This window comes from Caballeronia ptereochthonis (assembly GCF_001545075.1).
GTDB lineage: Bacteria > Pseudomonadota > Gammaproteobacteria > Burkholderiales > Burkholderiaceae > Caballeronia > Caballeronia ptereochthonis.
Genome location: NZ_FCOB02000037.1, coordinates 48,140 through 70,734, shown reverse-complemented (window position 1 = coordinate 70,734; position 22,595 = coordinate 48,140). Strand labels below are relative to the sequence as shown.

The 22,595-nt window shown below is 63.3% G+C and carries 20 protein-coding genes; 9 read left to right on the top strand and 11 right to left on the bottom strand.

What is annotated here, in order from left to right; genetic code table 11:
- Nucleotides 1–335 precede the first annotated feature (335 nt).
- A complete protein-coding gene (gene fdhA / locus AWB83_RS29880; RefSeq protein WP_087049236.1) occupies nucleotides 336–1,532 on the bottom strand; it encodes a formaldehyde dehydrogenase, glutathione-independent in 1,197 nt (398 codons plus the stop codon).
- Nucleotides 1,533–1,771: 239 nt separating this feature from the next.
- Here fdhA and betI point away from each other — a divergent pair, with 239 nt between their 5' ends.
- Genes betI through betA form a run of 3 tightly spaced genes read left to right on the top strand, consistent with a single transcriptional unit; the run spans nucleotide 1,772 to nucleotide 5,590 of the window.
- Entirely contained in the window at nucleotides 1,772–2,359 is a 588-nt protein-coding gene (betI, locus tag AWB83_RS29875) for a transcriptional regulator BetI (protein ID WP_087049235.1), read from the top strand.
- A 28-nt stretch (nucleotides 2,360–2,387) separates the two neighbouring features.
- Complete coding sequence (gene betB / locus AWB83_RS29870) at nucleotides 2,388–3,857, top strand: betaine-aldehyde dehydrogenase (RefSeq protein ID WP_087049234.1); 1,470 nt, start codon at nucleotides 2,388–2,390, stop codon at nucleotides 3,855–3,857.
- A gap of 11 nt (nucleotides 3,858–3,868) precedes the next feature.
- The gene (gene betA, locus AWB83_RS29865; RefSeq protein ID WP_087049233.1) at nucleotides 3,869–5,590 is read left to right on the top strand and encodes a choline dehydrogenase; all 1,722 of its coding nucleotides are present in this window, start codon (nucleotides 3,869–3,871) and stop codon (nucleotides 5,588–5,590) included.
- A 72-nt stretch (nucleotides 5,591–5,662) separates the two neighbouring features.
- Here betA and AWB83_RS29860 read toward each other — a convergent pair whose 3' ends face one another.
- The 8 genes from AWB83_RS29860 to AWB83_RS29825 form a co-directional block, all read right to left on the bottom strand.
- Nucleotides 5,663–7,081 (bottom strand): MFS transporter, encoded by a 1,419-nt coding sequence (locus AWB83_RS29860; protein ID WP_087049232.1) that lies wholly within the window; start codon nucleotides 7,079–7,081, stop codon nucleotides 5,663–5,665.
- Between the two features lie 129 nt (nucleotides 7,082–7,210).
- On the bottom strand, nucleotides 7,211–7,474 hold the full coding sequence (locus AWB83_RS29855) for a hypothetical protein (protein ID WP_087049231.1): 264 nt from the start codon (nucleotides 7,472–7,474) through the stop codon (nucleotides 7,211–7,213).
- A complete protein-coding gene (locus AWB83_RS29850) occupies nucleotides 7,474–7,908 on the bottom strand; it encodes a dihydroneopterin aldolase (RefSeq protein ID WP_087049230.1) in 435 nt (144 codons plus the stop codon). The genes AWB83_RS29855 and AWB83_RS29850 overlap by 1 nt, the downstream gene beginning before the upstream one ends.
- Nucleotides 7,905–8,567 carry a sarcosine oxidase subunit gamma gene (locus AWB83_RS29845; protein ID WP_087049229.1) on the bottom strand — a complete coding sequence of 221 codons (663 nt, stop codon included), beginning with the start codon at nucleotides 8,565–8,567 and terminating at the stop codon, nucleotides 7,905–7,907. The genes AWB83_RS29850 and AWB83_RS29845 overlap by 4 nt, the downstream gene beginning before the upstream one ends.
- Entirely contained in the window at nucleotides 8,557–11,559 is a 3,003-nt protein-coding gene (locus AWB83_RS29840; protein ID WP_087049228.1) for a sarcosine oxidase subunit alpha family protein, read from the bottom strand. Before AWB83_RS29840 ends, AWB83_RS29845 begins: the two co-directional genes overlap by 11 nt.
- Nucleotides 11,556–11,855: a sarcosine oxidase subunit delta gene (locus AWB83_RS29835; protein WP_087049227.1), complete on the bottom strand. Its 300-nt coding sequence runs from the start codon at nucleotides 11,853–11,855 to the stop codon at nucleotides 11,556–11,558. The genes AWB83_RS29840 and AWB83_RS29835 overlap by 4 nt, the downstream gene beginning before the upstream one ends.
- A 20-nt stretch (nucleotides 11,856–11,875) precedes the next feature.
- A complete protein-coding gene (locus tag AWB83_RS29830; protein ID WP_087049226.1) occupies nucleotides 11,876–13,120 on the bottom strand; it encodes a sarcosine oxidase subunit beta family protein in 1,245 nt (414 codons plus the stop codon).
- Nucleotides 13,121–13,157: 37 nt separating this feature from the next.
- Entirely contained in the window at nucleotides 13,158–14,552 is a 1,395-nt protein-coding gene (locus AWB83_RS29825; RefSeq protein ID WP_087049225.1) for an L-serine ammonia-lyase, read from the bottom strand.
- Between the two features lie 388 nt (nucleotides 14,553–14,940).
- Between AWB83_RS29825 and AWB83_RS29820 the strand changes: the two genes are divergently transcribed.
- From AWB83_RS29820 to AWB83_RS29795, 6 genes are all read left to right on the top strand, one after another.
- The gene (locus tag AWB83_RS29820; protein WP_087049224.1) at nucleotides 14,941–15,255 is read left to right on the top strand and encodes a hypothetical protein; all 315 of its coding nucleotides are present in this window, start codon (nucleotides 14,941–14,943) and stop codon (nucleotides 15,253–15,255) included.
- Nucleotides 15,256–15,386: 131 nt separating this feature from the next.
- Entirely contained in the window at nucleotides 15,387–16,475 is a 1,089-nt protein-coding gene (locus tag AWB83_RS29815) for a GlxA family transcriptional regulator (RefSeq protein ID WP_087049241.1), read from the top strand.
- A gap of 49 nt (nucleotides 16,476–16,524) precedes the next feature.
- Nucleotides 16,525–17,292, top strand: coding sequence for a class II aldolase/adducin family protein (locus AWB83_RS29810; protein WP_087049223.1), 768 nt, complete (start codon nucleotides 16,525–16,527; stop codon nucleotides 17,290–17,292).
- A gap of 356 nt (nucleotides 17,293–17,648) precedes the next feature.
- Nucleotides 17,649–18,602 carry a glycosyltransferase family 2 protein gene (locus tag AWB83_RS29805; protein ID WP_087049222.1) on the top strand — a complete coding sequence of 318 codons (954 nt, stop codon included), beginning with the start codon at nucleotides 17,649–17,651 and terminating at the stop codon, nucleotides 18,600–18,602.
- A 16-nt stretch (nucleotides 18,603–18,618) separates the two neighbouring features.
- On the top strand, nucleotides 18,619–19,008 hold the full coding sequence (locus AWB83_RS29800; RefSeq protein ID WP_244197926.1) for a GtrA family protein: 390 nt from the start codon (nucleotides 18,619–18,621) through the stop codon (nucleotides 19,006–19,008).
- Nucleotides 18,969–20,462: a hypothetical protein gene (locus AWB83_RS29795; RefSeq protein WP_087049220.1), complete on the top strand. Its 1,494-nt coding sequence runs from the start codon at nucleotides 18,969–18,971 to the stop codon at nucleotides 20,460–20,462. Before AWB83_RS29800 ends, AWB83_RS29795 begins: the two co-directional genes overlap by 40 nt.
- A gap of 94 nt (nucleotides 20,463–20,556) precedes the next feature.
- Here AWB83_RS29795 and AWB83_RS29790 read toward each other — a convergent pair whose 3' ends face one another.
- Both AWB83_RS29790 and AWB83_RS29785 read right to left on the bottom strand, forming a co-directional pair.
- Nucleotides 20,557–21,504, bottom strand: a complete 948-nt coding sequence (locus AWB83_RS29790) for a choline ABC transporter substrate-binding protein (protein WP_087049219.1) — start codon at nucleotides 21,502–21,504, stop codon at nucleotides 20,557–20,559.
- Between the two features lie 94 nt (nucleotides 21,505–21,598).
- The gene (locus AWB83_RS29785) at nucleotides 21,599–22,591 is read right to left on the bottom strand and encodes a GlxA family transcriptional regulator (protein WP_087049218.1); all 993 of its coding nucleotides are present in this window, start codon (nucleotides 22,589–22,591) and stop codon (nucleotides 21,599–21,601) included.
- Between the last annotated feature and the right edge of the window lie 4 nt (nucleotides 22,592–22,595).

Sequence of the window (22,595 nt, the reverse complement as noted above, 5' to 3'; positions counted from 1 at the left end):
CAAGGCGTTTTGCGATCGGCTGCGTGCCAAAGGCAAGAAGACCAAGGTCGCCTTCGTCGCCGGCATGCGCAAGCTCCTCACCCAGCTCAACGCCATGATGCGCGATGCCACGCCCTGGAACCCACCCAAACCATGATTCCTTGTGCCTTTGCACTTGACCTTCAATACAGTTGCTTTCTTTGCAGCAGCAAAGAAAGTGACTGCCGCCCCGCACAGGGGCAACACCAATAGACCACTAAGAATTCAGGATTTCACGAAAGCAGAAGCGAACGACTAATCCCCCACGGCCTCAAAAAAACAACCGCGACCGCAGGGGAAAAAACCCAAAACCGCCCTCAAGCAGCCTTCAACAACCCATGCGGATCGATGACGAATTTCCTCGGCGCACCGCCATCAAACTGACGATACCCATCCGGCGCTTCATTAAGCGAAACCACCGACACATTGACGATATCCGCAATCGGCAACCGATCCCACAAAATCGCCTGCATCAGATTGCGGTTGTACTTCATCACCGGCGTCTGCCCGGTATGAAACGAATGTGACTTCGCCCAACCAAGGCCGAAGCGAATGCTCAAGCTGCCCTGCTTCGCGGCGGCATCGACCGCGCCCGGATCGTCGGTCACATAAAGGCCCGGAATGCCGATCGCGCCCGCCGCCTTCGTGATCTCCATCAGCGAATTGAGCACCGTGGCCGGCGCTTCGTGCCCGCTGTCGGAACCGTGACCATGTGCTTCGAAGCCCACGCAATCCACCGCGCAATCCACTTCCGGCTTGCCCAGAATCTGCTCGATCTGCTCGCCAAGCGTCGCGTCCTTCGACAGATTGATCGTCTCGAAGCCCATCCTGCGCGCGTGCGCGAGACGCTCCTCGTTCATGTCGCCGACGATCGTGCACGCCGCACCCAACAGACGCGCCGATGCGGCCGCCGCCATGCCCACCGGTCCCGCGCCCGCGATATACACCGTCGAGCCCGGCCCCACGCCCGCCATCACCGCGCCGTGATAACCCGTCGGAAGAATGTCGGAGAGGCAAGTGAGATCGCGAATCTTCGACATCGCCTGCGCCTTGTCGGGAAACTTCAGCAAATTGAAGTCGGCATAAGGCACCATCACGTACTCGGCCTGGCCGCCAATCCAGCCGCCCATGTCGACATAGCCGTACGCGCCGCCCGCGCGCGATGGGTTCACGTTCAGGCACACGCCCGTATGCTGCGCCTTGCAAGTCGGACAACGACCGCACGCGACGTTGAACGGCACCGACACGAGATCGCCGACGGACAGTGTCTCCACGTCGCGCCCGACTTCGATCACCTCGCCCGTGATCTCGTGACCGAGCACGAGGCCGACCTGCGCGGTCGTGCGGCCGCGCACCATGTGCTGGTCCGACCCGCAGATGTTGGTCGTGACCACTCTCAGAATGACGCCGTGGCCGATCGCGCGGCCGCGTGGATCGACCATCTTCGGATAGTCGATGGATTGCACTTCGACCTTGCCCTGCCCCAGATAAACGACGCCGCGATTGCTGCTCATTGATCGTCTCCATGTTTCGTGGACGGCACGCGCGATAGGCCCGCCTGCACTGTTCCGGCTCATCGCGCCCGTGCAACGAGGGTAGCGCCGCCGGGAAGCGGCGACTGTCATTCAATGCGACGCGCGTTTGACTCAAACCGACATCGCGCGCCGGCCGGCTTGCGACCCGGTTTTTATTGATTGACCGTTCAAAATAAAAAAACTACCATCGGCGGACATTTTCTCGTTTCGATGCCGCCATGCCCAAGCTCGGAATGCGCGAGATCCGCCGCGCACAACTCATCGACGCCACGCTGCACACCATCGACCAGTCGGGGCTCGCGGGCGCGACGCTCGCGTCGGTGGCGCAGCGCGCAAGCATCTCGACGGGAATCGTCAGCCATTACTTCGGCGACAAGGACGGCCTGCTCGAAGCCACGATGCGCCACGTGCTGCGCGATCTGTGGCAGGCGACGTCGCGCCGCCGCAAGGCCGTAAAGTCCGACCCGCGCTCGAAGCTGCGCGCGGTCGTCGCCGCGAACTTCGATGTCGAGCAGGTGAACGGGCCGGTGATGAAGACCTGGCTCGCGTTCTGGTCCGAGAGCATGCACAAGCCCGAACTGCGGCGGCTCCAGCACGTGAACACGCGGCGCCTCCATTCGAACCTGTGCGCCGATTTCTCCAGAACATTGGCGAAGCCGGCCGCGCGCCGCGCCGCGAGCGGTCTCGCCGCGCTGATCGACGGCCTGTGGCTGCGCGGCGCGCTCGCCGGCGAACCTTTCGACACGAAGGCGGCGCTGCGCCTCGCATACGACTACATCGACCTCGTGCTCGAAGCGCGGAGTTGATTCAACACTCACCTTCAGGGAGCGCGACATGTCCGCATTCGGAGAGCAACGGCTTTATATCGGCGGCGAATACGTCGATGCGACGAGCGGCGAAACCTTCGACACGCTCGATCCCGCCACCGGCGAAACGCTCGCACGCGTGCAGCAGGCGTCACAGGCGGATATCGACCGCGCGGTGCGAGCCGCGCGCGAAGGCCAGCGCAAATGGACCGCAATGACCACGATGCAGCGTTCGCGCATCCTGCGCCGCGCGGTCGATCTGCTTCGCGCGCGCAACGACGAGCTCGCCGCGCTGGAAACACGCGACACCGGCAAGCCGGTCGCGGAGACCCGCGCCGTCGATATCGTCACGGGCGCGGACGTCATCGAGTACTACGCGGGACTCGCGACGGCCATCGAAGGCGAGCAGATACCGCTGCGCGAATCGTCGTTCGTCTATACGCGGCGCGAGCCGCTCGGCGTGTGCGCGGGCATCGGCGCATGGAATTACCCGATTCAGATCGCATGCTGGAAATCCGCGCCCGCGCTCGCGGCAGGCAATGCGATGATCTTCAAGCCAAGCGAGGTCACGCCCCTGACCGCATCGAAGCTCGCGGAGATCTATACCGAAGCGGGCGTGCCCGCGGGCGTCTTCAACGTCGTTCAGGGCGATGGACGCGTCGGCGCAATGCTCGCCGAACATGCCGGCATCGAGAAGCTATCGTTCACGGGCGGCGTCGAGACCGGCAAGAAAGTGATGGCGCGCGCGGGCGGATCGACGCTCAAGGAAGTGACGATGGAACTGGGCGGCAAGTCGCCGCTCATCGTGTTCGACGATGCGAACCTCGAGCGCGCCGCCGACATCGCCATGAGCGCGAACTTCTTCAGCTCGGGCCAGGTGTGCACGAACGGCACGCGCGTGTTCGTCGAGCGCGGCGTGATCGAGCGCTTCGAAGCGTTGATCGTCGAGCGGGTGAAGCGCATTCGCATTGGCGCACCCGATGATCCCAATACCAACTTCGGCCCGCTCGCAAGCGCCGCGCAGTTGCAGAAGGTGCTCGGCTTCATCGAGAGCGGCAGGCGCGAAGGCGCGCGGCTCGTAGCGGGCGGCGCGCGCATCACTGATGGCGCGTTCGCGCGCGGCCAGTATGTCGAGCCGACCGTGTTCGCCGATTGCCGCGACGACATGCGCATCGTGCGCGAGGAAATCTTCGGTCCCGTGATGAGCATCCTCGCTTTCGACGACGAGGATGAAGTCGTCGCACGCGCCAACGATACCGACTACGGCCTCGCCGCCGGCGTCGTGACGGAGAACCTGTCGCGCGCGCATCGCGTGATTCATCGGCTGGAAGCGGGCATCTGCTGGATCAACACGTGGGGCGAGTCGCCTGCCGAAATGCCGGTGGGCGGCTACAAGCAATCGGGCATCGGACGCGAGAACGGCATCGTGACCCTGAACGCCTATACGCGCATCAAGTCCGTGCAGGTCGAGCTCGGTCCCTATCAGCCGGTGTTTTGAGGAGCTTTGCGATGAGCGTGAATGAATACGACTACATCATCGTCGGCGCGGGATCGGCGGGCAACGTGCTCGCCTCGCGTCTCACCGAGGACCAGGACGTGACCGTGCTGCTGCTCGAAGCGGGCGGGCCGGACTATCGCTTCGACTTTCGCACGCAGATGCCTGCGGCGCTCGCCTATCCCCTGCAAGGGCGGCGCTATAACTGGGCGTATGAAACCGAGCCCGAGCCGCATATGAACAATCGCCGCATGGAATGCGGGCGCGGCAAGGGGCTGGGCGGATCGTCGCTCATCAACGGGATGTGCTATATCCGCGGCAACGCGCTCGACTACGACAACTGGGCCGCGCAGCCGGGCCTCGAGAACTGGAGCTATCTCGACTGTCTGCCGTATTTCCGCAAGGCGGAGACGCGCGATATCGGACCGAACGCTTATCACGGCGGCGACGGCCCCGTGCACGTGACGACGAGCAAGCCCGGCAACAATCCGCTTTTCGCGGCGATGGTCGAGGCGGGCGTGCAGGCGGGTTATCCGCGTACCGAGGATCTCAACGGCTATCAGCAGGAAGGCTTCGGTCCGATGGATCGCACCGTGACGGCGAAGGGTCGGCGTGCCAGCACGGCGCGCGGGTATCTGGATCGCGCGAAGCATCGTCCGAATCTCACGATAGTTACGCATGCAACTACCGACCGCGTGTTGTTCTCGGGCAAGCGTGCGATCGGCGTGGCGTATCTGCATGGCGGGCAGCGCGTCACCGCGCATGTGCGGCGCGAGGTGCTCGTGTGCAGCGGCGCGATTGCTTCGCCACAGTTGCTGCAGCGCTCGGGCGTGGGACGGCCGAGCTGGCTGAAGGAGCTGGAGATTCCTGTCTTACACGATCTGCCGGGCGTCGGTGAGAACCTGCAGGATCACCTCGAGATGTACATGCAGTACGAGTGCAAGGAACCGGTGTCCCTGTATCCCGCGTTGCAGTGGTGGAATCAGCCGGCTATCGGCGTCGAATGGCTGCTGAACGGGACAGGCATCGGCGCGAGCAACCAGTTCGAGGCGGGCGGCTTCATCCGCACGCGCGACGACGATCTCTGGCCGAACATCCAGTATCACTTTCTGCCCGTCGCGATCAATTACAACGGGTCGAACGCGATCAAGATGCACGGCTTTCAGGCGCATGTCGGCTCGATGCGCTCGCCGAGCCGCGGGCGCGTGAAGCTCAAGTCGCGCGATCCGAACGCGCATCCGGGCATTCTCTTCAACTACATGGCCGATCCGCTCGACTGGCGCGAGTTCCGCGATGCGATTCGCATCACGCGGGAGATCATGCGGCAGCCCGCTCTCGAGGGGTATCGCGGGCGGGAGTTGCATCCGGGTGACGATCTGAAGAGCGATGCCGAGCTCGACGCGTTCGTGCGTGAAAAGGCGGAGACGGCTTATCATCCTTCGTGCTCGTGCAAGATGGGATATGACGATATGGCCGTCGTCGATGGCGAAGGACGCGTGCACGGGATGCAGGGGCTGCGCGTCGTCGATGCGTCGATCATGCCGCAGATCACGACCGGGAATCTCAACGCACCGACGATCATGCTGGCGGAGAAGATTGCGGACCGGATTCGGGGGCGGGAGGCGTTGGCGCGCGTTCCGACGCCTTACTTCGTGGCGAGAGGCGCGCGCGCCCGAGGTCAGCAGCGAACCACGAAATCTCCGGTCGTTGAGGTCGCGGAGGCGCGGCGAGGTTGAAGAACCGCTAAAGCTAAAAAAAGGCCGCGCAAACGCGGCCTTCAAATCGCCCTACCTCCTGCCACTGCAAATTCACTCTCTCGCAGAAACCAGCACCCCGCTCCCCTCCTGCTCTTCCGCCTCCGAAACCAGCGTCTCCAACGCCAGCCCCCGCGTCTCGATCCCGAGCAGCCAGACCGCCGAGGCCGCAATCACGAAGCAGAGCGCCCCGAGCGAAAATACGCCGCCTTGCCCGAACACCGGCAAGACAACACCCACGACATAAGGCCCGATCAACGACCCGACGCGCCCGATCGCCGAAGCAAACCCCGAGCCTGTCGCACGCGCGCCGGTGCCGTACAACTCGGGCGTATAGGTGTAAAGCACGGCCCACATCGCAAAGAGGAAGAACTGCATCGCGAGCCCGGCGCAAATGAGCAGCGTCGGCGTTTCCGCATGCAGCGCCGTCTGCCCATACAAATAGGCCATCACCCCGCTGCCGACGAGCGAGGCGATGCAGGTCGGCTTGCGCCCCCACTTCTCGACGAGCCACGCCGCGCACAGGAAGCCAGGCACACCGCCCAGCGAAATCAGCACGGTATAGAGCACCGACTTGGTCACGGCGAATCCGGCCTGCTGCATCAAGGCGCCCAGCCACGACGTCAGCCCATAGAACCCGAGCAGCGCGAAGAACCACAGCATCCACACCATCACCGTGCGGCGCCGATAAGCCGCGCTCCAGATCTCGCGAAACGCGCCCGTGCCTTTGTTCACCGGCGGCTCGGCGAGCATCGAAGGCGGCGGCAGCCGGCTCAGGCCTTTCGCTTTCATGACTCTCACTTCGACGTCGGCGAGCACGCGATCCGCTTCGGCCGTTCGTCCACGATGCTCCAGCCAGCGCGGCGATTCCGGCACCACGCGCCGCACGATCAACACGAACACGGCGGGAATCGCGAGCAGCGCAAACTCCGTGCGCCAACCGAACTTCGGCAACACGAAGTACGACACCACGCCCGACGCGATGAAGCCCAACGGCCAGAACCCATCCATCAGCGCGATCAGCCTGCCGCGCGATGCCGTCGGCACGAATTCGGAAAGCAAGGTCTGCGCGATCGGAAACTCCATGCCCATACCGACGCCCAGCAACACGCGATAGAAAATCAGCGCATCGACGGACTGCGCGGTCGAGCAGAGATACGACGCCAATCCCCACAACACCATGCTCCACTGAAATACAGGCCGCCGTCCGAAGCGATCGGCAAGCAGACCCGCGACGGCCGCGCCCAGCACCATGCCGAAGAAGCTCGCGCTGGCGACGAGGCCGGCCGTCGCGGTGGACAAGCCGAACTCGCTCTTGATCGAGCCGAGCACGAAGGTCATCGTGCCGAGGTCGACCGAATCGAAGAAGAACGCAATCGCGATGATGATGAAGATGGTCCGGTGGTACCCGGAAAACGGCAGGCGTTCGAGCCGAGCCGCGGCGCTCGCGCGTGGCTGCGTGGCGGTAGACATGTCATCCCTCTCGATGCGGCCTCGGCCGCGTGGACGTGGGCGAAAAACGATCTGGCGAAGCGTTTTCAGTAGACGCCGACAGAAATCCGCGACATAGAAGATTTACGTCATCGGGATGGAACGCATGCGTCATGCATCGAAGCGCGAGCGCGCCGTCGCGGCGATGCGCGTGAGCGTCTCGACGCTCAGCCGCGCCGCGATTGCCTTCACATAGTCGTGATGCCGCGCCTCGAGCGGAGCGTCGAGATATTGCGCATGCAGATAGCGAATCAGCGCGATGCGCCGGTGCCTGAGCTGGATGCTGCGATCGAGCAGCGCGAGCGCGGCGATTGCATCGCGTTCCTTGCACGCGCGTTCGGAAAGCAGCGCGGCGGCATCGCGCGACATGGACATCACACGGACGCGAGGCGCGCGGCGGCTTTCATGCGCCACGCATCGTAATCCGCGCGCCGCCAGTCGAGCTCGAGCCCGAGACGCCGCGTGCCCTCGCGAATCTTCGGCTTGTGCAGCGTGAGCGTGAGCGCGTCGAGCGCCGGCCATTCGTCGAACGAAAGCGCGGCGATCTCGAGCGCGAGCGTTTCCAGCAAGCGCGTATGCGGCTTCTCTTCGAGAAACGCGCTCACGCGGTTGCACCACGCTTCGTAATCGATCAGGCCTTCGTCGGACTCGTGCGGCGTGCCGCGATAGTGCAGGCTCGCATCGATGCAGACAGGTTGCGGCGCGCGATGCTCGTGCTCGTACAAGCCGATGCGCGTCTTCACCACCAGCTCGTCGACGACCACGCGCCAGCCCTGTCCACCTGCCCGAAGCGGCTCGAACGGCTTCATGCGATGAGCGGCTCGGCCGCATCGAGCATGATCTTCACGAAGTAGTCCGCGAAGCTGCGCCGCACGATGATCTCGAAACGATCACCACCCAAAGGCACGAGCGTGACCGACGCCTTGAAGTAGTGGCTCTGCGCGCACTGTCCTTCGCCGAAGACCTTCGGATGCAGATCGAGCGGACAGCCGCGCGAGAGCACTTCACGCGTGTTCGGGCCGTCGATGTCGATCACCGTATAGCCGCTGCCGATATCCACCGCGGCCGAGAACTGGCCGACGAACGCCTCGCGCAGTTTCGCTTCGAGCGGCGCGGGACGCGCTGCGTCGTGCGCCGTGTCGGAATGCACGAGCCATTCATCGGGACCGAGCCACAGCATGGTGTAGCCGTTGCCGCGCGCAATCGTGTTCGGCTTCTCGGGCGGCGTGCAGCCGATCACGCGCTGCACCGCCGCGACGAATGCGGGATCGCGCGTGTCGCCGCGCACGTTCACGAGTTCGAGGAAGGGCCGCTCGGTGAAACGAAACGCCTTCGGCGAACCGCCTTGATGGGCTTTGAGGAGCGCGTCGGCGCCGACGAGCGGAGACTCCTGCCAGGTGCCGCTGAGGCCCTGTCCGCTGATCGCGCGATCGACGACCGTCGTGGATGCCTTGATCTCATTCAACATGCTGACGTGCTCCTTCGCTGTCGTAGAACACCGAACTGGTGATTTTTGCGTTGACCCGCTGGCCGTTGGCGAGCGGAATCAGGACTGATTCGCCGATCTTCTCGAGACCGCCCTTCACGACGGCCAGCGCGATCGAGCGCTTCAGAATCGGACTGTAATAGCTCGACGTGACATGGCCGAGCATCGGCGCGGTATCGCCCTGGAACGGACCCGCGACGATCTGCGAGCCTTCCGGAATCACGAACTGCGGATCATCGGTGAGCAGGCCGACGAACTGCTTGCGTCCCTGCTTCGACGTATCCGAGCGTGTGAGCGAGCGCTTGCCGATGAAGTCCTTCGACTTCGCCACCAGCCCGCCCATGCCGAGGTCGTAAGGCGTCATCGAGCCGTCCGTATCCTGGCCGACGATGATGTAGCCCTTCTCCGCGCGCAGCACGTGCATCGTTTCCGTGCCGTATGGCGTGATGTCGAACTCAGCGCCCGCTTCCATCAGCGCTTCCCACACCGCGCGGCCGACGTTGGCCGGCACGTTCACTTCGTAGGCGAGCTCGCCCGAGAAGCTGATGCGCATCACGCGCGCCGCCGCGCCCGCCACGGTTCCGTCGCGATAGCTCATGAACGGGAACGACGCGTTCGCGAAGTCGATGTCGTGACACACCTTCTGCAACACCTTGCGGCTGTTCGGTCCGACGACGGCGAACGTCGCCCAGTGATCGGTCACCGAGGCGAGACGCACGCGCATGTCGGGCCATTCGGTCTGCAGCCAGCGTTCGAGCCACGTCAGGACGCGCGCCGCGCCGCCGGTGGTCGTCGTCATCATGTAGTGCTGTTCGCCGAGGCGCACGGTCACGCCGTCGTCGAAGATCATGCCGTTCTCGTCGAGCATCAGACCGTAGCGGCACTTGCCGACTTCGAGCTTGCTCCACGGATTCGTGTACATCCAGTTGAGCAGCTTGGCCGAGTCCGGGCCCTGAATGTCGATCTTGCCGAGCGTCGACGCATCGAGAATGCCGACGCTCTGACGCACCGCGAGCGATTCGCGCGCGACCGCCGCGTGCATGTCCTCGCCCGCCTTCGGGTAGTACCAGGGACGCTTCCAGTTGCCGACATCCTCGAACATCGCGCCGTTCTCGACGTGCCATTCGTGGATCGCGGTCTTGCGCACCGGATCGAGAAACTCGCCCAGCTCGCGTCCGGCGAACGTGCCGAAAGTCACAGGGGTGTAGTTCGGGCGGAAGGTCGTCGTGCCGGTCTCGGGGATGCTCTTGCCCAGCGCCTGCGCGAGGATCGCCATGCCGTTGATGTTGCCGAGCTTGCCCTGATCCGTGCCGAAGCCCATCGCCGTATAACGCTTCACGTGCTCGACGGATTCGAAGCCTTCGCGCGCGGCGAGATAGATGTCGGCTGCCGACACGTCATTCTGGAAGTCGACGAACTGCTTCGGACCGCGCGTCGCCATTTCCTTGCCGCCGACGATCCACAGCGGCATCATCGGCGCTTCGACGATCTCGGCCACTTGCACCGGTTGCGGCTTCGCGACGATATGACCCGCCGCACGCGCCGCCTCCGCGCCCGCCTCGACGCCGAAGCGAATGCCGCGCGCCAGCGAGAACTCGCCCGCGCATGCGCCGACGCTGCTTTCCGCCTGCAGCGCCTTGCCGGGCACGAAGCACGCCTTCTCGTCATGCCAGTGCGCCTTGCCGCCCGATTGCGCGAACAGGTGCAGCACCGGACTCCAGCCGCCCGACATCGCAACGAGATCGCATTGCAGTTCGGTCTGCTTCTGGCCGACCTGACCCTTGGCATACGACGCCACTTCCACCGACGCCACGCGCAGCTTGCCGTGCGCAACGGTGATCACGGCGTCGTTCATCACGCGCACGCCATAGCGGCGCGCGGCAGCGGGCAACGTGCCCTTCGATTCGACCGGCCGCGGATCGACCACCGTCACTTCGGCGCCGGCGGCCTTCAGATCGAGGGCGCACTGGTACGCGTCGTCGTTATTGGTGAAGACGACCGCATTGCGGCCCGGCAGCACCGCATAGCGATGCAGATACGTCGACACCGCCGACGCCAGCATGATGCCGGGCAGATCGTTGTTGCCGAACACGATCGGACGCTCGTGCGCGCCGGTCGCGAGAATCACGCGCTTCGCGCGAACCTTCCACATGAGTTCGCGCGTGCCCTTGCGCATCGACACGGGCAGATGCTCCGTCAGGCGCTGCGTAATCGTCACGAGATTGTGGTCCTGATAGCCGAACGCCGTGCTGCGCGAAAGAATCTTCACGTCGGGCATCCTGCGCAGTTCGGCTTCGATCTTCTGCACCCATTGCACCGCGGGCTTGCCGTCGATCTCCGCCCGGCACGACAGCAGCGAGCCGCCGAGTTCGCGCTGATCGTCGACGAGAATCACGCGCGCGCCCGACAGGCCAGCCGCATGCGCCGCCGCGAGACCCGAAGGGCCGCCGCCGACCACGAGCACGTCGCAGTGAGCGAAGCACTTGTCGTAGCGGTCGGCATCGAGATGCTTCGGCGCTTCGCCGAGACCCGCCGCGTCACGGATCACTTCCTCGTACTTCGGCCAGAACTTGCGCGGCCACATGAAGGTCTTGTAGTAGAAGCCCGCGGGAATGAAGCGCGCGATCTTCTGATTGACCGCCATGCGATCGTTCTCGATGTTCGGCTTCGCGTTCACGCTCTTCGCGACGAGCCCCTGATAAAGCTCCACTTCCGTCGCGCGCGCGTTCGGCACCGTGTATGCGCCGGTTTCGAGCTGCACGATTGCATTCGGCTCTTCCACGCCCGCCGTGATGATGCCGCGCGGACGGTGATACTTCCAGCTGCGCGCGACGAAACGCTCGCCGCTGGCGAGCAGCGCCGAGGCGAGCGTATCGCCCTCGTAGCCCTGATACGTCTTGCCGTTGAAGGTGAAGGTCAGGGTGATCGCGCGGTTGATGCGCCCGCCCAGTCCGAGTCGGTCTTTCTGGCTCATTTCGACGTGCCTCCGTTGTCAGACATCACAGCCAGCGGACGGTCGAACGTCTCGTAGCCTTGAATCTCATAAGAAACCGTATCGCGCTGCACCTTGAACCAGCGACGGCAGCCTTGCGCGTGCATCCATTGCTCGCGCGCCGCGCCGCGCGGGTTCTTGCGCATGAAGAGGTAGTCGCCCCATTCCTTGTCGGTGAGCTTTTCCGTGTCGAGCGGGCGTGCGATATCCGCTTCGCCGCCGCAGGAAAATTCGGTTTCGGCGCGCGGCCCGCACCAGGGGCATTCGATCAGCAGCATGGTTCTTTTCTCCAGTGCGTTCAGTGGGCCACGGCGGCAGCGCCGTGCTCGTCGATCAGATGACCGGTATAGAAGCGATCCAGCGAGAACGGCGCGTTCAGCGGATGCGGCTCGTCCTTCGCGATGGTGTGCGCATACGCCCAGCCCGAGCCCGGCGTCGCCTTGAAGCCGCCCGTGCCCCAGCCGCAATTGAAATAGAGGCCTTTCACGTCGGTCTTGCTGATGATCGGGCACGCATCCGGCGACACATCGACGATGCCGCCCCACTGGCGGTTCATGCGCACGCGCGAGAACACCGGGAACATCTCGACGATCGCCTCCAGCGTCCCTTCGATGATGTGAAAACTGCCGCGCTGCCCGAAGCCCGTGTACTGATCGACGCCCGCGCCGATCACGAGATCGCCCTTGTCGGACTGGCTGATGTACGCGTGCACCGCGTTCGACATCACGACCGTGTTCACGACCGGCTTGATCGGCTCGGAGACGAGCGCCTGCAGCGGATGGCTTTCGAGCGGCAGCCGCACGCCGGCCATGTCGGCGAGCGTCGTCGTGTTGCCGGCCGCGACGATCGCGACCTTCTTCGCCTTGATATGGCCCTTGGTCGTATCGACGCCCGTCACGCGGTTGCCTTCGCGGCGAATGCCCACGACCTGGCAGTTCTGGATGATGTCCACGCCCGCGCGATCCGCGCCGCGTGCGAAGCCCCAGGCCACCGCATCGTGACGCGCGACGCCGCCGCGACGCTGAATCGACGCCCCCAGCACCGGATAGCGGCTGTTGAGGTTGATGGTCGGCTCGATTTCCTTGATCTGCTGCGGCGTGAGGAACTCGGCATCGACGCCGTTGAGGCGGTTCGCATTCACGCGGCGCTCGGTGTCGCGCACGTCCTGCAGCGTATGCGCGAGATTCATCACGCCGCGCTGGCTGAACATCACGTTGTAGTTGAGGTCTTGCGAGAGACCTTCCCACAGCTTCATCGCCTTCTCATACAGCGCGGCGGATTCGTCCCACAGATAGTTCGAGCGCACGATGGTCGTGTTGCGCGCGGTATTGCCGCCGCCGATCCAGCCCTTCTCCAGAATCGCGACATTCGTGATGCCGTGCTCCTTCGCGAGGTAATACGCGGTCGCGAGCCCATGGCCGCCGCCGCCGACGATCACCACGTCGTATTCGCGTTTCGGCTCGGGACTTCGCCACTGGCGCTCCCAGTTCTCGTGATACGACATGCCGTTGCGCAGCAGGCTGAATATCGAGTAGCGGCTCATGGTGTTTCCTTGGTGCGGGGTTATGCGTTTGGGCTGATCAGCATTCGATGACGTTCACGGCGAGGCCACCGCGCGACGTCTCCTTGTATTTCGTCTTCATGTCGGCGCCGGTTTCGCGCATCGTCTTGATGACGGAATCGAGCGAGACGTAGTGCTTGCCATCGCCCTTCATCGCCATGCGCGCGGCGTTGAGCGCCTTGATCGCGCCCATCGCGTTGCGCTCGATGCACGGAATCTGCACGAGGCCGCCGACGGGATCGCAGGTCATGCCGAGGTTGTGCTCCATGCCGATTTCGGCGGCGTTCTCGACCTGCGCGGGCGTGCCGCCCATGACCGCGGCGAGCGCGGCGGCGGCCATCGAGCACGCGACGCCGACTTCGCCCTGGCAACCGACTTCGGCGCCGGAAATCGAAGCGGTTTCCTTGTAGATGATGCCGATGGCGGCGGCGGTCAGAAGGAAGCGCACGATGCCTTCGTCGTTCGCGCCGTGCATGAACTTCACGTAGTAATGCAGCACGGCGGGGATCACGCCGGCCGCGCCATTGGTCGGCGCCGTGACGACGCGGCCGCCCGATGCGTTTTCCTCGTTGACGGCCATCGCGTACAGATTGACCCAGTCGAGCATCGACAGGGGATCGCGCAGCGACTCTTCGGAGCGCGCGCGCAGTTGCTGGCACAGGTCGGCGGCGCGGCGCTTCACGTGCATCGGGCCCGGCAGTTCGCCGCGCTCCTTGCAGCCGCGCTCGACGCACGCGGCCATCACGCGCCACACCGCGAGCATGCCTTCGCGGACTTCGGCTTCGGTGCGATTCGCGCACTCGTTCTGCATCGTCACTTCGGCGATGGAGAGGCCCGTCTCGCGGCAGATGCGCATCAGATCGTCGCCGGTGCGAAACGGATGCGGCACGGCGCCGCCCGCGCGCAATCCGTTCACGCGATCGCCCTCGCGGTTCACCACGAAGCCGCCGCCGACCGAGTAATACTCTTTTTCGACGAGCAGCTGACCGTTCCCGTCGAACGCCTGAAAGCGCATGCCGTTCGGATGCACGATGCTCGAACCCGGCGCGCCCGGCATCAGCTTGCGATAGAAGCCGATGTGCTCGCGCTCCTCGAATATGACTTCGTGCTTGCCGAGCAGCTTCAGGCGCTTCGTCGCGCGGATTTCCGCGAGGCGCGGCGCGATCACATCAGGATCGATGAGATCGGGCAGATTGCCTTCGAGGCCGAGCAGGACGGCCTTGTCGGTGCCGTGGCCCTTGCCGGTCGCGCCGAGCGAGCCGAACAGCTCGGCGCGCACGCGCGTGACGAAAGCGAGCAGATTGGCGTCCTCGATATGCGACGCGAAGCGGCACGCCGCGATCATCGGCCCGACGGTATGCGAGCTCGACGGTCCGATGCCGATCTTGAACAGATCGAAGACGCTGACGTTCATTTGGCGTGTCCCTGGATATGGCGCTGCGCGGATGCGCGACCGTGGTTTCGGTATGGCGCTCATTGCACCAAACCGTAAAAGGACCCGATAGAACAAAAACGCCGTCGAAATGGGATGGCGGCGTCAGTGCGTTGCCTCGCGCGCGGCGCGTGACGCATTTGCCCAAGTTTCTGACGCGCCGACGAAACCCGAGGGCGCGCAGGCAGCCGCGTAACAGACCATTTCACGTTTTGCGCGTTATTGCGCATCTTCGTTGCAAGTTCCGAGCTTTTGAGACTGATCCGACGGGCTGAGAAGCCTCGCCTAGGTATATTCCCCTACGTTCGCAAGCGAGCGCTCCCGTGATTTCAAGTCGCTCGTCCTGTCCTGCTTTTACCGGATTGCATCGATGGAATCTCACGCTCTTCCCGACCAGTTCTTCAAATCCTGGGTTCTCTCGTTTCTCATCGGCGCGGCTGTGGTCGGCGCGCTTCAGGCCATCGATGTCCTCTCGCCCGACAAGGTGCTCACGCGCCAGGCGCCGGTCTGGCTCGCACTGATGCTCACCTGCTCGATCGGTCCGACGCTGCGCTACTTCGGCGTGTTGAAAGCGGAAATCGAGCAACGCTGGGGCGATTACACGATCGCGAGCCTCCTTGGCCGCACCACAGGTGCCTTGGTCGGGTCCGCGTTCGCGTGGGCCTTCGCGGTCCTGGGCAGCTGATCCCCTGCTTTCCCGGCGCCGCGTCCGATGCGCGTCGCGCCTCCGTCCCCTGATTCCTTTCCATCGCGCCCGCGTCGCACGGCCCGGTGTTATGCTCGCTGCATGAATTCGAGCCGCCGCACGTCACGCGCATGAACCCCGCAGAATCCCTTCCACCGCTGTCCATCGACGGTCAATCGAAATCGCGCATCCGCTTCGGCATCATCCTGCTGCCGAACTTCACGCTGACCGCGTTCTCCGGATTCGTCGACCTGTTGCGCCTGTCCGCCGACGAAGGCGACTTCAGCCGCCCGGTGCGCTGCTCCTGGAGCGTGATCGGCGAGACGCTCGCGCCCGTGCGCGCGAGCTGCGGCATCCAGATCACGCCTTGGGAAACCTTCGACGAAGCGGAGCCGTTCGACTACGTCGTCGTAGTCGGCGGCCTGCTGCATTCCGGGCCGGCCGCGAGCGACGCGACCCTGCAGTTCATTCGCCGCGCGGCGGCGTCGAATGCGACCATCGTCGGCATGTGCACGGGCGTCTTCTCGATGATGCGCGCGGGCGTGCTCGAAGGCCATCGCATCTGCGTGAGCTGGTTTCATTACTGGGATTTCGTCGAGCGTTTTCCGCATGTCGACGAACAGGCGCTCGTCGCGGACCGTTTGTTCGTGATCGACCGGCGGCGCATCACTTGCTCGGGCGGGCGCGCATCGATCGACGTAGCGGCCGCCATTCTGTTGCGCCACTTCGAAACGGCGACGGTGCAGAAGGCGCTGCGCATCCTGCTCGTCGACGACATGCAGAAAGGCAACGCGCCGCAGCCGCATCCGCCGGGACTCGCGCCCGCGACGCATCCGAAGGTGAAACGTGCGATCCTGTTGATGGAACAGCACGTCGGGCGCTCGCTCACGCTCGACGAGCTCGCGCACAAGCTCGATCTCTCGACGCGGCAACTGGAGCGTCTTTTCAAGGCAGAGACCGGCAAGGCGCCGCAGGCGTACGCGAAGCAGGTGCGGCTGCGCACGGCCGCGTGGCTGCTGACGAGTTCGGACAAGACCGTGGCCGATATCGCTTCGAGCTGCAGCTTCTCCGATGCATCGCATCTGGGCCGGGAGTTCCGCAAGCAATTCGGCGTGCCGCCGATGATGTATCGCGAGCAGGGCGGCGCACAGGACGCGCAGCAAGCAAATCAGCTGATGGACTACGACGAGACTTTCCCGGGCCGCGCACAGGCAATCTAGAAGGATCTGTTCACGTTTTCCGCGGCTCGTCAAACCAAGGAGGAACGGCATGGAGACTCACGGATACTCGCAGGAAGAATGGCAGGTGCGGTGCGATCTGGCGGCGCTGTACCGCGTGATCGCGCACTTTCGCTGGACCGACATGATCTTCACGCACATCAGCGCGCGCGTGCCGGGATCGGACCATCACTTTCTGATCAACCGCTACGGCGTGCTGTTCGACGAGATGCGCGCGTCGGATCTGGTGCGCATCGACAGCGAGGGACGTCCGGTCGAAGCGGGCGCAAGCGACGATCCCGAGCGCTATCGCGTGAATCCGGCGGGCTTCACGATTCATTCGGCGATTCACATGGCGCGTCCCGATGTGGCGTGCGTCGTGCATACGCATACGGCGGCGGGGGCGGCGGTATCCGCGCAGAAGCAGGGCCTGTTGCCGATCAGCCAGCACGCGTTGAAGTATTACGGACATCTCGCGTATCACGACTACGAGGGCATCGCGCTGAATCTCGCCGAGCGGGATCGGCTCGTCAACGACCTCGGGTCACACAACGCGATGATCCTGCGCAATCACGGGTTGCTCACTTGCGGCAAGTCGATTCCGGAGGCGTTTCAGGAGATGTATTTTCTCGAGCGCGCGTGCGAGATTCAGCTTCGGGCGCTGGCGGGAAATGCGGAGTTGACGATTCCATCGAAGAACGTCTGCGAGCTGACGGCTTCGCAGTATCGACGGGATGAATCGGATGGGATTTTGGCGCTGCAGTGGGAGGCGGCGTTGAGGATGATCGAGGGAAACGCGAAGACGAATTATCGAAGTTAGAGGAAGGAAATAAGAGAGTCGAACCTAAAGGAATTATTTGCTGCCTGGATTGAGCGTGCGTCGCGATCTGATTGTCGGGCAACAATCAAATCGCGCGCTTTCTCGCACAAGAAAATATAAAGCGCAACTGCTGATAAACGTCCAGTACGCCAATTCGCGGCGTTTCCGGCGAATCATCTTGAGTTAATCAGGCAAGCCCTCAATTCGATTGATTGGAGGTGTTGCTATTTTGCAACAAGCAATCCATCGCGAAATCAGTCGATGCTAACGTTCGGTCCTTCACTCCGAATACGCTCAAACGCGAACGCAATTTGCACGTTTGCACGCGCGCGACTGAACTGTCTTGTTATTACCCGATGCTCCAACAACATTCCTCGGTACGTGTCGCCGTGGTCATTCCTTGCTACAACGAGGAAGCCGCTATCGGAACCGTCGTGCGCGATTTTCGACTCAGCCTGCCAGACGCAGACATTATTGCCTTTGACAACAATTCCCGTGACAACACGGCTCGCGTCGCTCGCGAAGCCGGCGCGCGCGTGATCTCGGTGCCACTGCAAGGAAAGGGCAACGTGGTGCGCCGGATGTTCGCGGACGTGGAAGCCGACGTGTTCGTGATGGTCGACGGAGACGCCACCTACGACGCCGCCGCCGCACCCATGTTGATCGAATTATTGATCGAAAATCATCTCGACATGGTCGTCGGATCCCGACTGAGTGACGAGCAGACCGCTTATCGCCTGGGTCACCGGTTTGGAAATGTGCTGCTCACTCGGTGCGCGGCGACTATCTTCGGCAAGACGTTCAAGGACATGCTCTCCGGCTACCGCGTATTTTCGAGGCGTTATGCGAAGACGTTCCCGGTGCACTCGGCGGGGTTCGAGATCGAAACCGAGCTGGCCGTGCACGCGCTGAGCATGCGCATGCCAGTGGCGGAACTCGAGACGAGCTACAAGTCCCGGCCGGAAGGATCGGAAAGCAAGCTCAATACTTATCGCGACGGCTTTCGCATCCTGCTCACGATCCTCAAGCTGTTCAAGGCGGAAAAGCCGCTGGCGTTTTTCACTGCCGGGTTCGTCATCTGCATGTTGCTTTCGGTTGGTCTGGCCGTACCCGTATTCGAAACCTATGTGGAAACCGGGTTGGTGCCGCGGATTCCGACCGTCGTCCTGAGTATCGGTCTCATGCTGCTTGGAGCCATTCTGCTGGTCTGCGGCATTGTGCTCGATACGGTCACGCGCGGCAGAAACGAGATAAAGCGAATCGCCTATCTCGCGATTCCCGCGCTGCAACCTGTCCGAAGCCGTGAGTAAGACTCATCGCGAGTTCGTGCGCTTCGCGATCGCCGGCGCAGTCGGCTTCGTTGTCGACGCCGGCGTGTTGTACATCGCGCTTACCGGTGGATGCGGTCCCTATCTCGGACGCGCCCTGTCCTTTCTGTGCGCCGCATTCGTTACCTGGCAGATCAATCGGCGTATTACCTTTACCGGGCGAGCGAACGGCTCGCTCTGGAAAGAGTGGTATCAGTATCTGCTTGCGATGTCGTTCGGCGGCGCGTGCAACTACACGGTCTACGCCGTCGCACTGAAACTGCTGCCGAAGGGTCCGGCGGCTCCGGCATTGGCGGTGGCAGCAGGATCCATTGCCGGTATGTTCGTCAATTTCCTCACCGCCAAGCTATGGGTATTCAGGTCGAAACGAACACAGACAAGCCGGTAGGCGGGCGCATCTCGTTCAAGGAAGACGAGCGCCGCAACGGGCTCGGGCGAATCATCTTCGCGCTCGCGCTAGCGGGTTTTGTCTTCAACGTCTACGCGTTCTACCCGGGTCTTGTCAGCTCGGACTCGGCCGACCAATATGCGCAGGCTCTGCGCCACGCCTATGCGGATTGGCATCCGCCTTTCATGGCGATTCTCTGGTCAGCGCTTCTGCCGGTGTTTCCTGGCGCAACAGGCATGCTGCTCCTGATCTCGGCGTCGTTGTGGGGCGGAATCGGATTGCTTGCTGCGCGTCTGTGCGCCGAATTCGGACGCCGCGGGCTGCTGATTTTCGCCGTGCCTTTTCTGCCCGTGGTTCTCAACTTCTCGGGAATCGTCTGGAAGGACGTATTGCAAGCGACATTATGGCTGCTGGCTTGCGGCCTCATGATCGGCGAGGCAGGCGGCAAAGCTCGTACGCGCAGTCTGTTTCGCCGCACGGCAATCGTCGTGCTCGTACTGAGTGGGGTTCTGGTTCGTTCGAATGCGGTTTTCGCGGCCATGCCTCTGCTGATGTGGGAGTTCCGCGATATGCGGCCGGTCCGTTCGACGCTTGCGGCCATCGCTTGCCTGGTCCTCTGCTTCGGCATCAACTCGCTGATCGGCAAGATCGTGACAGTCGATCACACGCATCCGCTGTCATCGGTGCAGACATACAATCTGGCGGCCATCTCTCACTATACGCAAACGAATCAATTTCCGGGCAACTGGACTCCCGAACAAACGGAAAAGATCGAACGGCATTGCTATATGGACACCTCATGGAACAGCTATGCCTGGGGAGACGGCGGACCAGACGATTGCAGTTTCGTGATGCAAGAGCTGGTGAAGCAGCATTACTGGGGAAGCTCGACGCTCACGAGAACATGGCTCACTCAGATACTGAACCATCCGAAAGCGTATCTGCGAAGCAGGCTCGACAACTATCAAGCGCTCCTCAAACGCCCTGAGATCAGGCACTTCATCGACCAGGCTCAGGTAATCGACGGTGGTGGTACATTGGCGCCGGCGTCCGCTCTCAAGCCAATCACGATGCTGCTCGCGCGTTACACCGCGAGAGGAGCAGATTCCCGTCCGAGCGCGCCGGCGTACTGGTGTGTCGCTGGCGCAATGGCACTCGTCTGGCTCACGTTGAGCTGGCGAACAGCGAGCGGCGCCGCCAGGTTCGCGCACGTCACGCTGACTTCCGCCCTGATCTACGTTCTCACTTATTTTCCTGCGGGCGTTGCGTCGGACCTTCGATACTTCTACTGGAGTTACATCGGCATATCGGTCGCTGTAGTGATCGTGCTCTGCGATGTGACTCGCCGGCTGCAACTCGAGCGACTGGCCATCGGTAGGGCGCCGCTTCCATTGACGGTGCTGAGCGCCCTGCTGGCAATGACAACTATCGTGACGACCTGGGGTCGCATCTAGGAAACGCTTCACGTGCGTCGCCGTGACGATCATCGTGACCGCGCCTGCTTCACGCGCGGTCACGCCCCTCACGCCGGAATGCGCCTCGAAGCACTCAGTTGGCGCCCGCCACATACGCCTTCACCGCCGGCAGCCCATCCTTCCCGTCGAAGGTCTTCACGCCCGCGAGCCACTTGTCGAGCACGGCGGGATTCGCCTTGAGCCATTCGCGCGCCGCCTTGTTCGCATCCGTCTTGTTCATGATCGGCAGCATCACGTGATTCTCGATGTCCGTCGTGAACTGCAGATTCGATACGAGCTTCGCGACATTCGGGCACCGCGCGTCATAATCGGTCGGCGTGACGGTCAGCACCTTCGCTTCGCCGTAGTTGGGACCGAACACGTCGTCGCCGCCCGCGAGATAGTCGATCTTCATCTGTACGTTCATCGGATGCGGCTCCCAGCCCAGGAACACGATGGGCTTCTTCTCGCGAATCGCGCGATTCACCTCGACCAGCATGCCCGCCTCGCTCGATTCCACCAGCTTGAACTTGCCGAGCCCGTACTGGTTGGTGTCGATCATCTTCTTGATGAGCGCGTTGCCGTCGTTGCCCGGCTCGATGCCGTAGATCTTGCCGTCGAGCTTGTCGTAGTTCTTGGCGATGTCGCTGAAGTTCTTGATGCCCGCCTGATACGTATAGTCCGGCACCGCCAGCGTGTACTTCGCGCCCGTCAGATTCGGCGTCGGCAGGATCTTCACCTGGTTCGCCTTCTTGAAGGAGTCGATCATCGGGTCCATCGTCGGCGACCAGTAGCCGAGGAACACGTCTATCTGCTTGCTCTTCACGCCCGCGAACGTGATCGGCACGGAGGCGATCGTCTTCGTCGGATTGTAGCCGAGGCCCTGAAGAATCGTCGATGCGAGGCCGGTCGTCGCGGCGATGTCGGTCCAGCCGACGTCGGCGAAGCGCACGTTCCTGCACGCGGCGGGCTCGGCGGCATTCGCTACACATACTCCCGACAGCATCGCCGCAGCAAGCGACGCGATCCACAAGCGTTTCATGTTTCTCTCCCAGGTTTTTCGAAGGCGCAGCACGGCCCGCGCGCGGCCCATGAAAGCCCGCGCGGACCAGAAAGGAAAACAGACAAGTAACGCGCTAGGCCGACAGACGACGCTCCACGCTGGGCGCATGCCCGAACTGCGCGCGATACGCCTTGCTGAAGTGACAAGGCGAATGAAACCCGCAGATGCTCGTCACGCGCGCGATCGACGCATCGGTGTTGCGCAGGAGCTCGCGTGCGCGCCGCAGCCGCAGCGTCAGGTAGTAATGCGTCGGCGACACGTTGAGGAACATCTTGAACATGCGCTGCAGATGCCGCTGCGAAAGATGCACGAGCCGCGCGAGTTCTTCGAGTGAAAGCGGCTCCTCGATGTTCGCTTCCATCAGGCGCACCACTTCGACGAGCTCGGCGCGCGAGAAGCCGACGCGCGCATCGACGGGAATGTGCTGGAAGTCCGTCGATCCGCGAATGCGCTCGACGATGAACTGCTCCGACACCTGCGCCGAGTGAGCCTGCCCGAGCCGCATGCCGACGAGATTGAGCATCAGGTCAAGCGGCGCGGTGCCGCCCGTGCAGGTCATGCGATCGCGGTCGATCACGAAGAGCTCGTCCGCGAAACGCACATGCGGGAAGCGCTTGTTCACCGGCGACATGTCTTCCCAGTGCAGGGTGCAGCGATAGCCGTCAAGCAGCTTCGCGGCCAGCAGCGCGTACGGCCCGGTGCAGATGCCGCCGAGCGGAATGCCCGCCTCATGCGCGCGCTGCAGGAGCGCGATCACCCTGTCGTCGACGTAATCGGCGACATGCCAGCCCGCGCAGACGATCAGCACGTCCGGCATGCCCGCTTCCTCGAGCGTCACCGTCGGCTTCACGGTGATGCCGTTGCTCGCGCGGGCGGGCTCGCCGTCCGGCGTGATGATCGACCACGTGTAGTGCTGCGCGCGGCCCACGTAGTTGGCCATGCGCAGCACCTCCACCGCGCTCGTGAATGCAATCATCGAGAAGTTCGGCAGCGTGAGGAAGCCGAAGTGCGCGAGATTGGACAGCGGCGAATCGGTGACGGCAGGAACGATCGCGTCGCGCTTCATACGC

Coding starts and splice junctions, on each gene's coding strand:
- fdhA (WP_087049236.1), bottom strand. CDS start 1,532: ATGAGCAGCAATCGCGGCGTCGTTTATCTGGGGCAGGGCAAGGTCGAA.
- betI (WP_087049235.1), top strand. CDS start 1,772: ATGCCCAAGCTCGGAATGCGCGAGATCCGCCGCGCACAACTCATCGAC.
- betB (WP_087049234.1), top strand. CDS start 2,388: ATGTCCGCATTCGGAGAGCAACGGCTTTATATCGGCGGCGAATACGTC.
- betA (WP_087049233.1), top strand. CDS start 3,869: ATGAGCGTGAATGAATACGACTACATCATCGTCGGCGCGGGATCGGCG.
- AWB83_RS29860 (WP_087049232.1), bottom strand. CDS start 7,081: ATGTCTACCGCCACGCAGCCACGCGCGAGCGCCGCGGCTCGGCTCGAA.
- AWB83_RS29855 (WP_087049231.1), bottom strand. CDS start 7,474: ATGTCCATGTCGCGCGATGCCGCCGCGCTGCTTTCCGAACGCGCGTGC.
- AWB83_RS29850 (WP_087049230.1), bottom strand. CDS start 7,908: ATGAAGCCGTTCGAGCCGCTTCGGGCAGGTGGACAGGGCTGGCGCGTG.
- AWB83_RS29845 (WP_087049229.1), bottom strand. CDS start 8,567: ATGTTGAATGAGATCAAGGCATCCACGACGGTCGTCGATCGCGCGATC.
- AWB83_RS29840 (WP_087049228.1), bottom strand. CDS start 11,559: ATGAGCCAGAAAGACCGACTCGGACTGGGCGGGCGCATCAACCGCGCG.
- AWB83_RS29835 (WP_087049227.1), bottom strand. CDS start 11,855: ATGCTGCTGATCGAATGCCCCTGGTGCGGGCCGCGCGCCGAAACCGAA.
- AWB83_RS29830 (WP_087049226.1), bottom strand. CDS start 13,120: ATGAGCCGCTACTCGATATTCAGCCTGCTGCGCAACGGCATGTCGTAT.
- AWB83_RS29825 (WP_087049225.1), bottom strand. CDS start 14,552: ATGAACGTCAGCGTCTTCGATCTGTTCAAGATCGGCATCGGACCGTCG.
- AWB83_RS29820 (WP_087049224.1), top strand. CDS start 14,941: ATGGAATCTCACGCTCTTCCCGACCAGTTCTTCAAATCCTGGGTTCTC.
- AWB83_RS29815 (WP_087049241.1), top strand. CDS start 15,387: ATGAACCCCGCAGAATCCCTTCCACCGCTGTCCATCGACGGTCAATCG.
- AWB83_RS29810 (WP_087049223.1), top strand. CDS start 16,525: ATGGAGACTCACGGATACTCGCAGGAAGAATGGCAGGTGCGGTGCGAT.
- AWB83_RS29805 (WP_087049222.1), top strand. CDS start 17,649: ATGCTCCAACAACATTCCTCGGTACGTGTCGCCGTGGTCATTCCTTGC.
- AWB83_RS29795 (WP_087049220.1), top strand. CDS start 18,969: ATGGGTATTCAGGTCGAAACGAACACAGACAAGCCGGTAGGCGGGCGC.
- AWB83_RS29790 (WP_087049219.1), bottom strand. CDS start 21,504: ATGAAACGCTTGTGGATCGCGTCGCTTGCTGCGGCGATGCTGTCGGGA.
- AWB83_RS29785 (WP_087049218.1), bottom strand. CDS start 22,591: ATGAAGCGCGACGCGATCGTTCCTGCCGTCACCGATTCGCCGCTGTCC.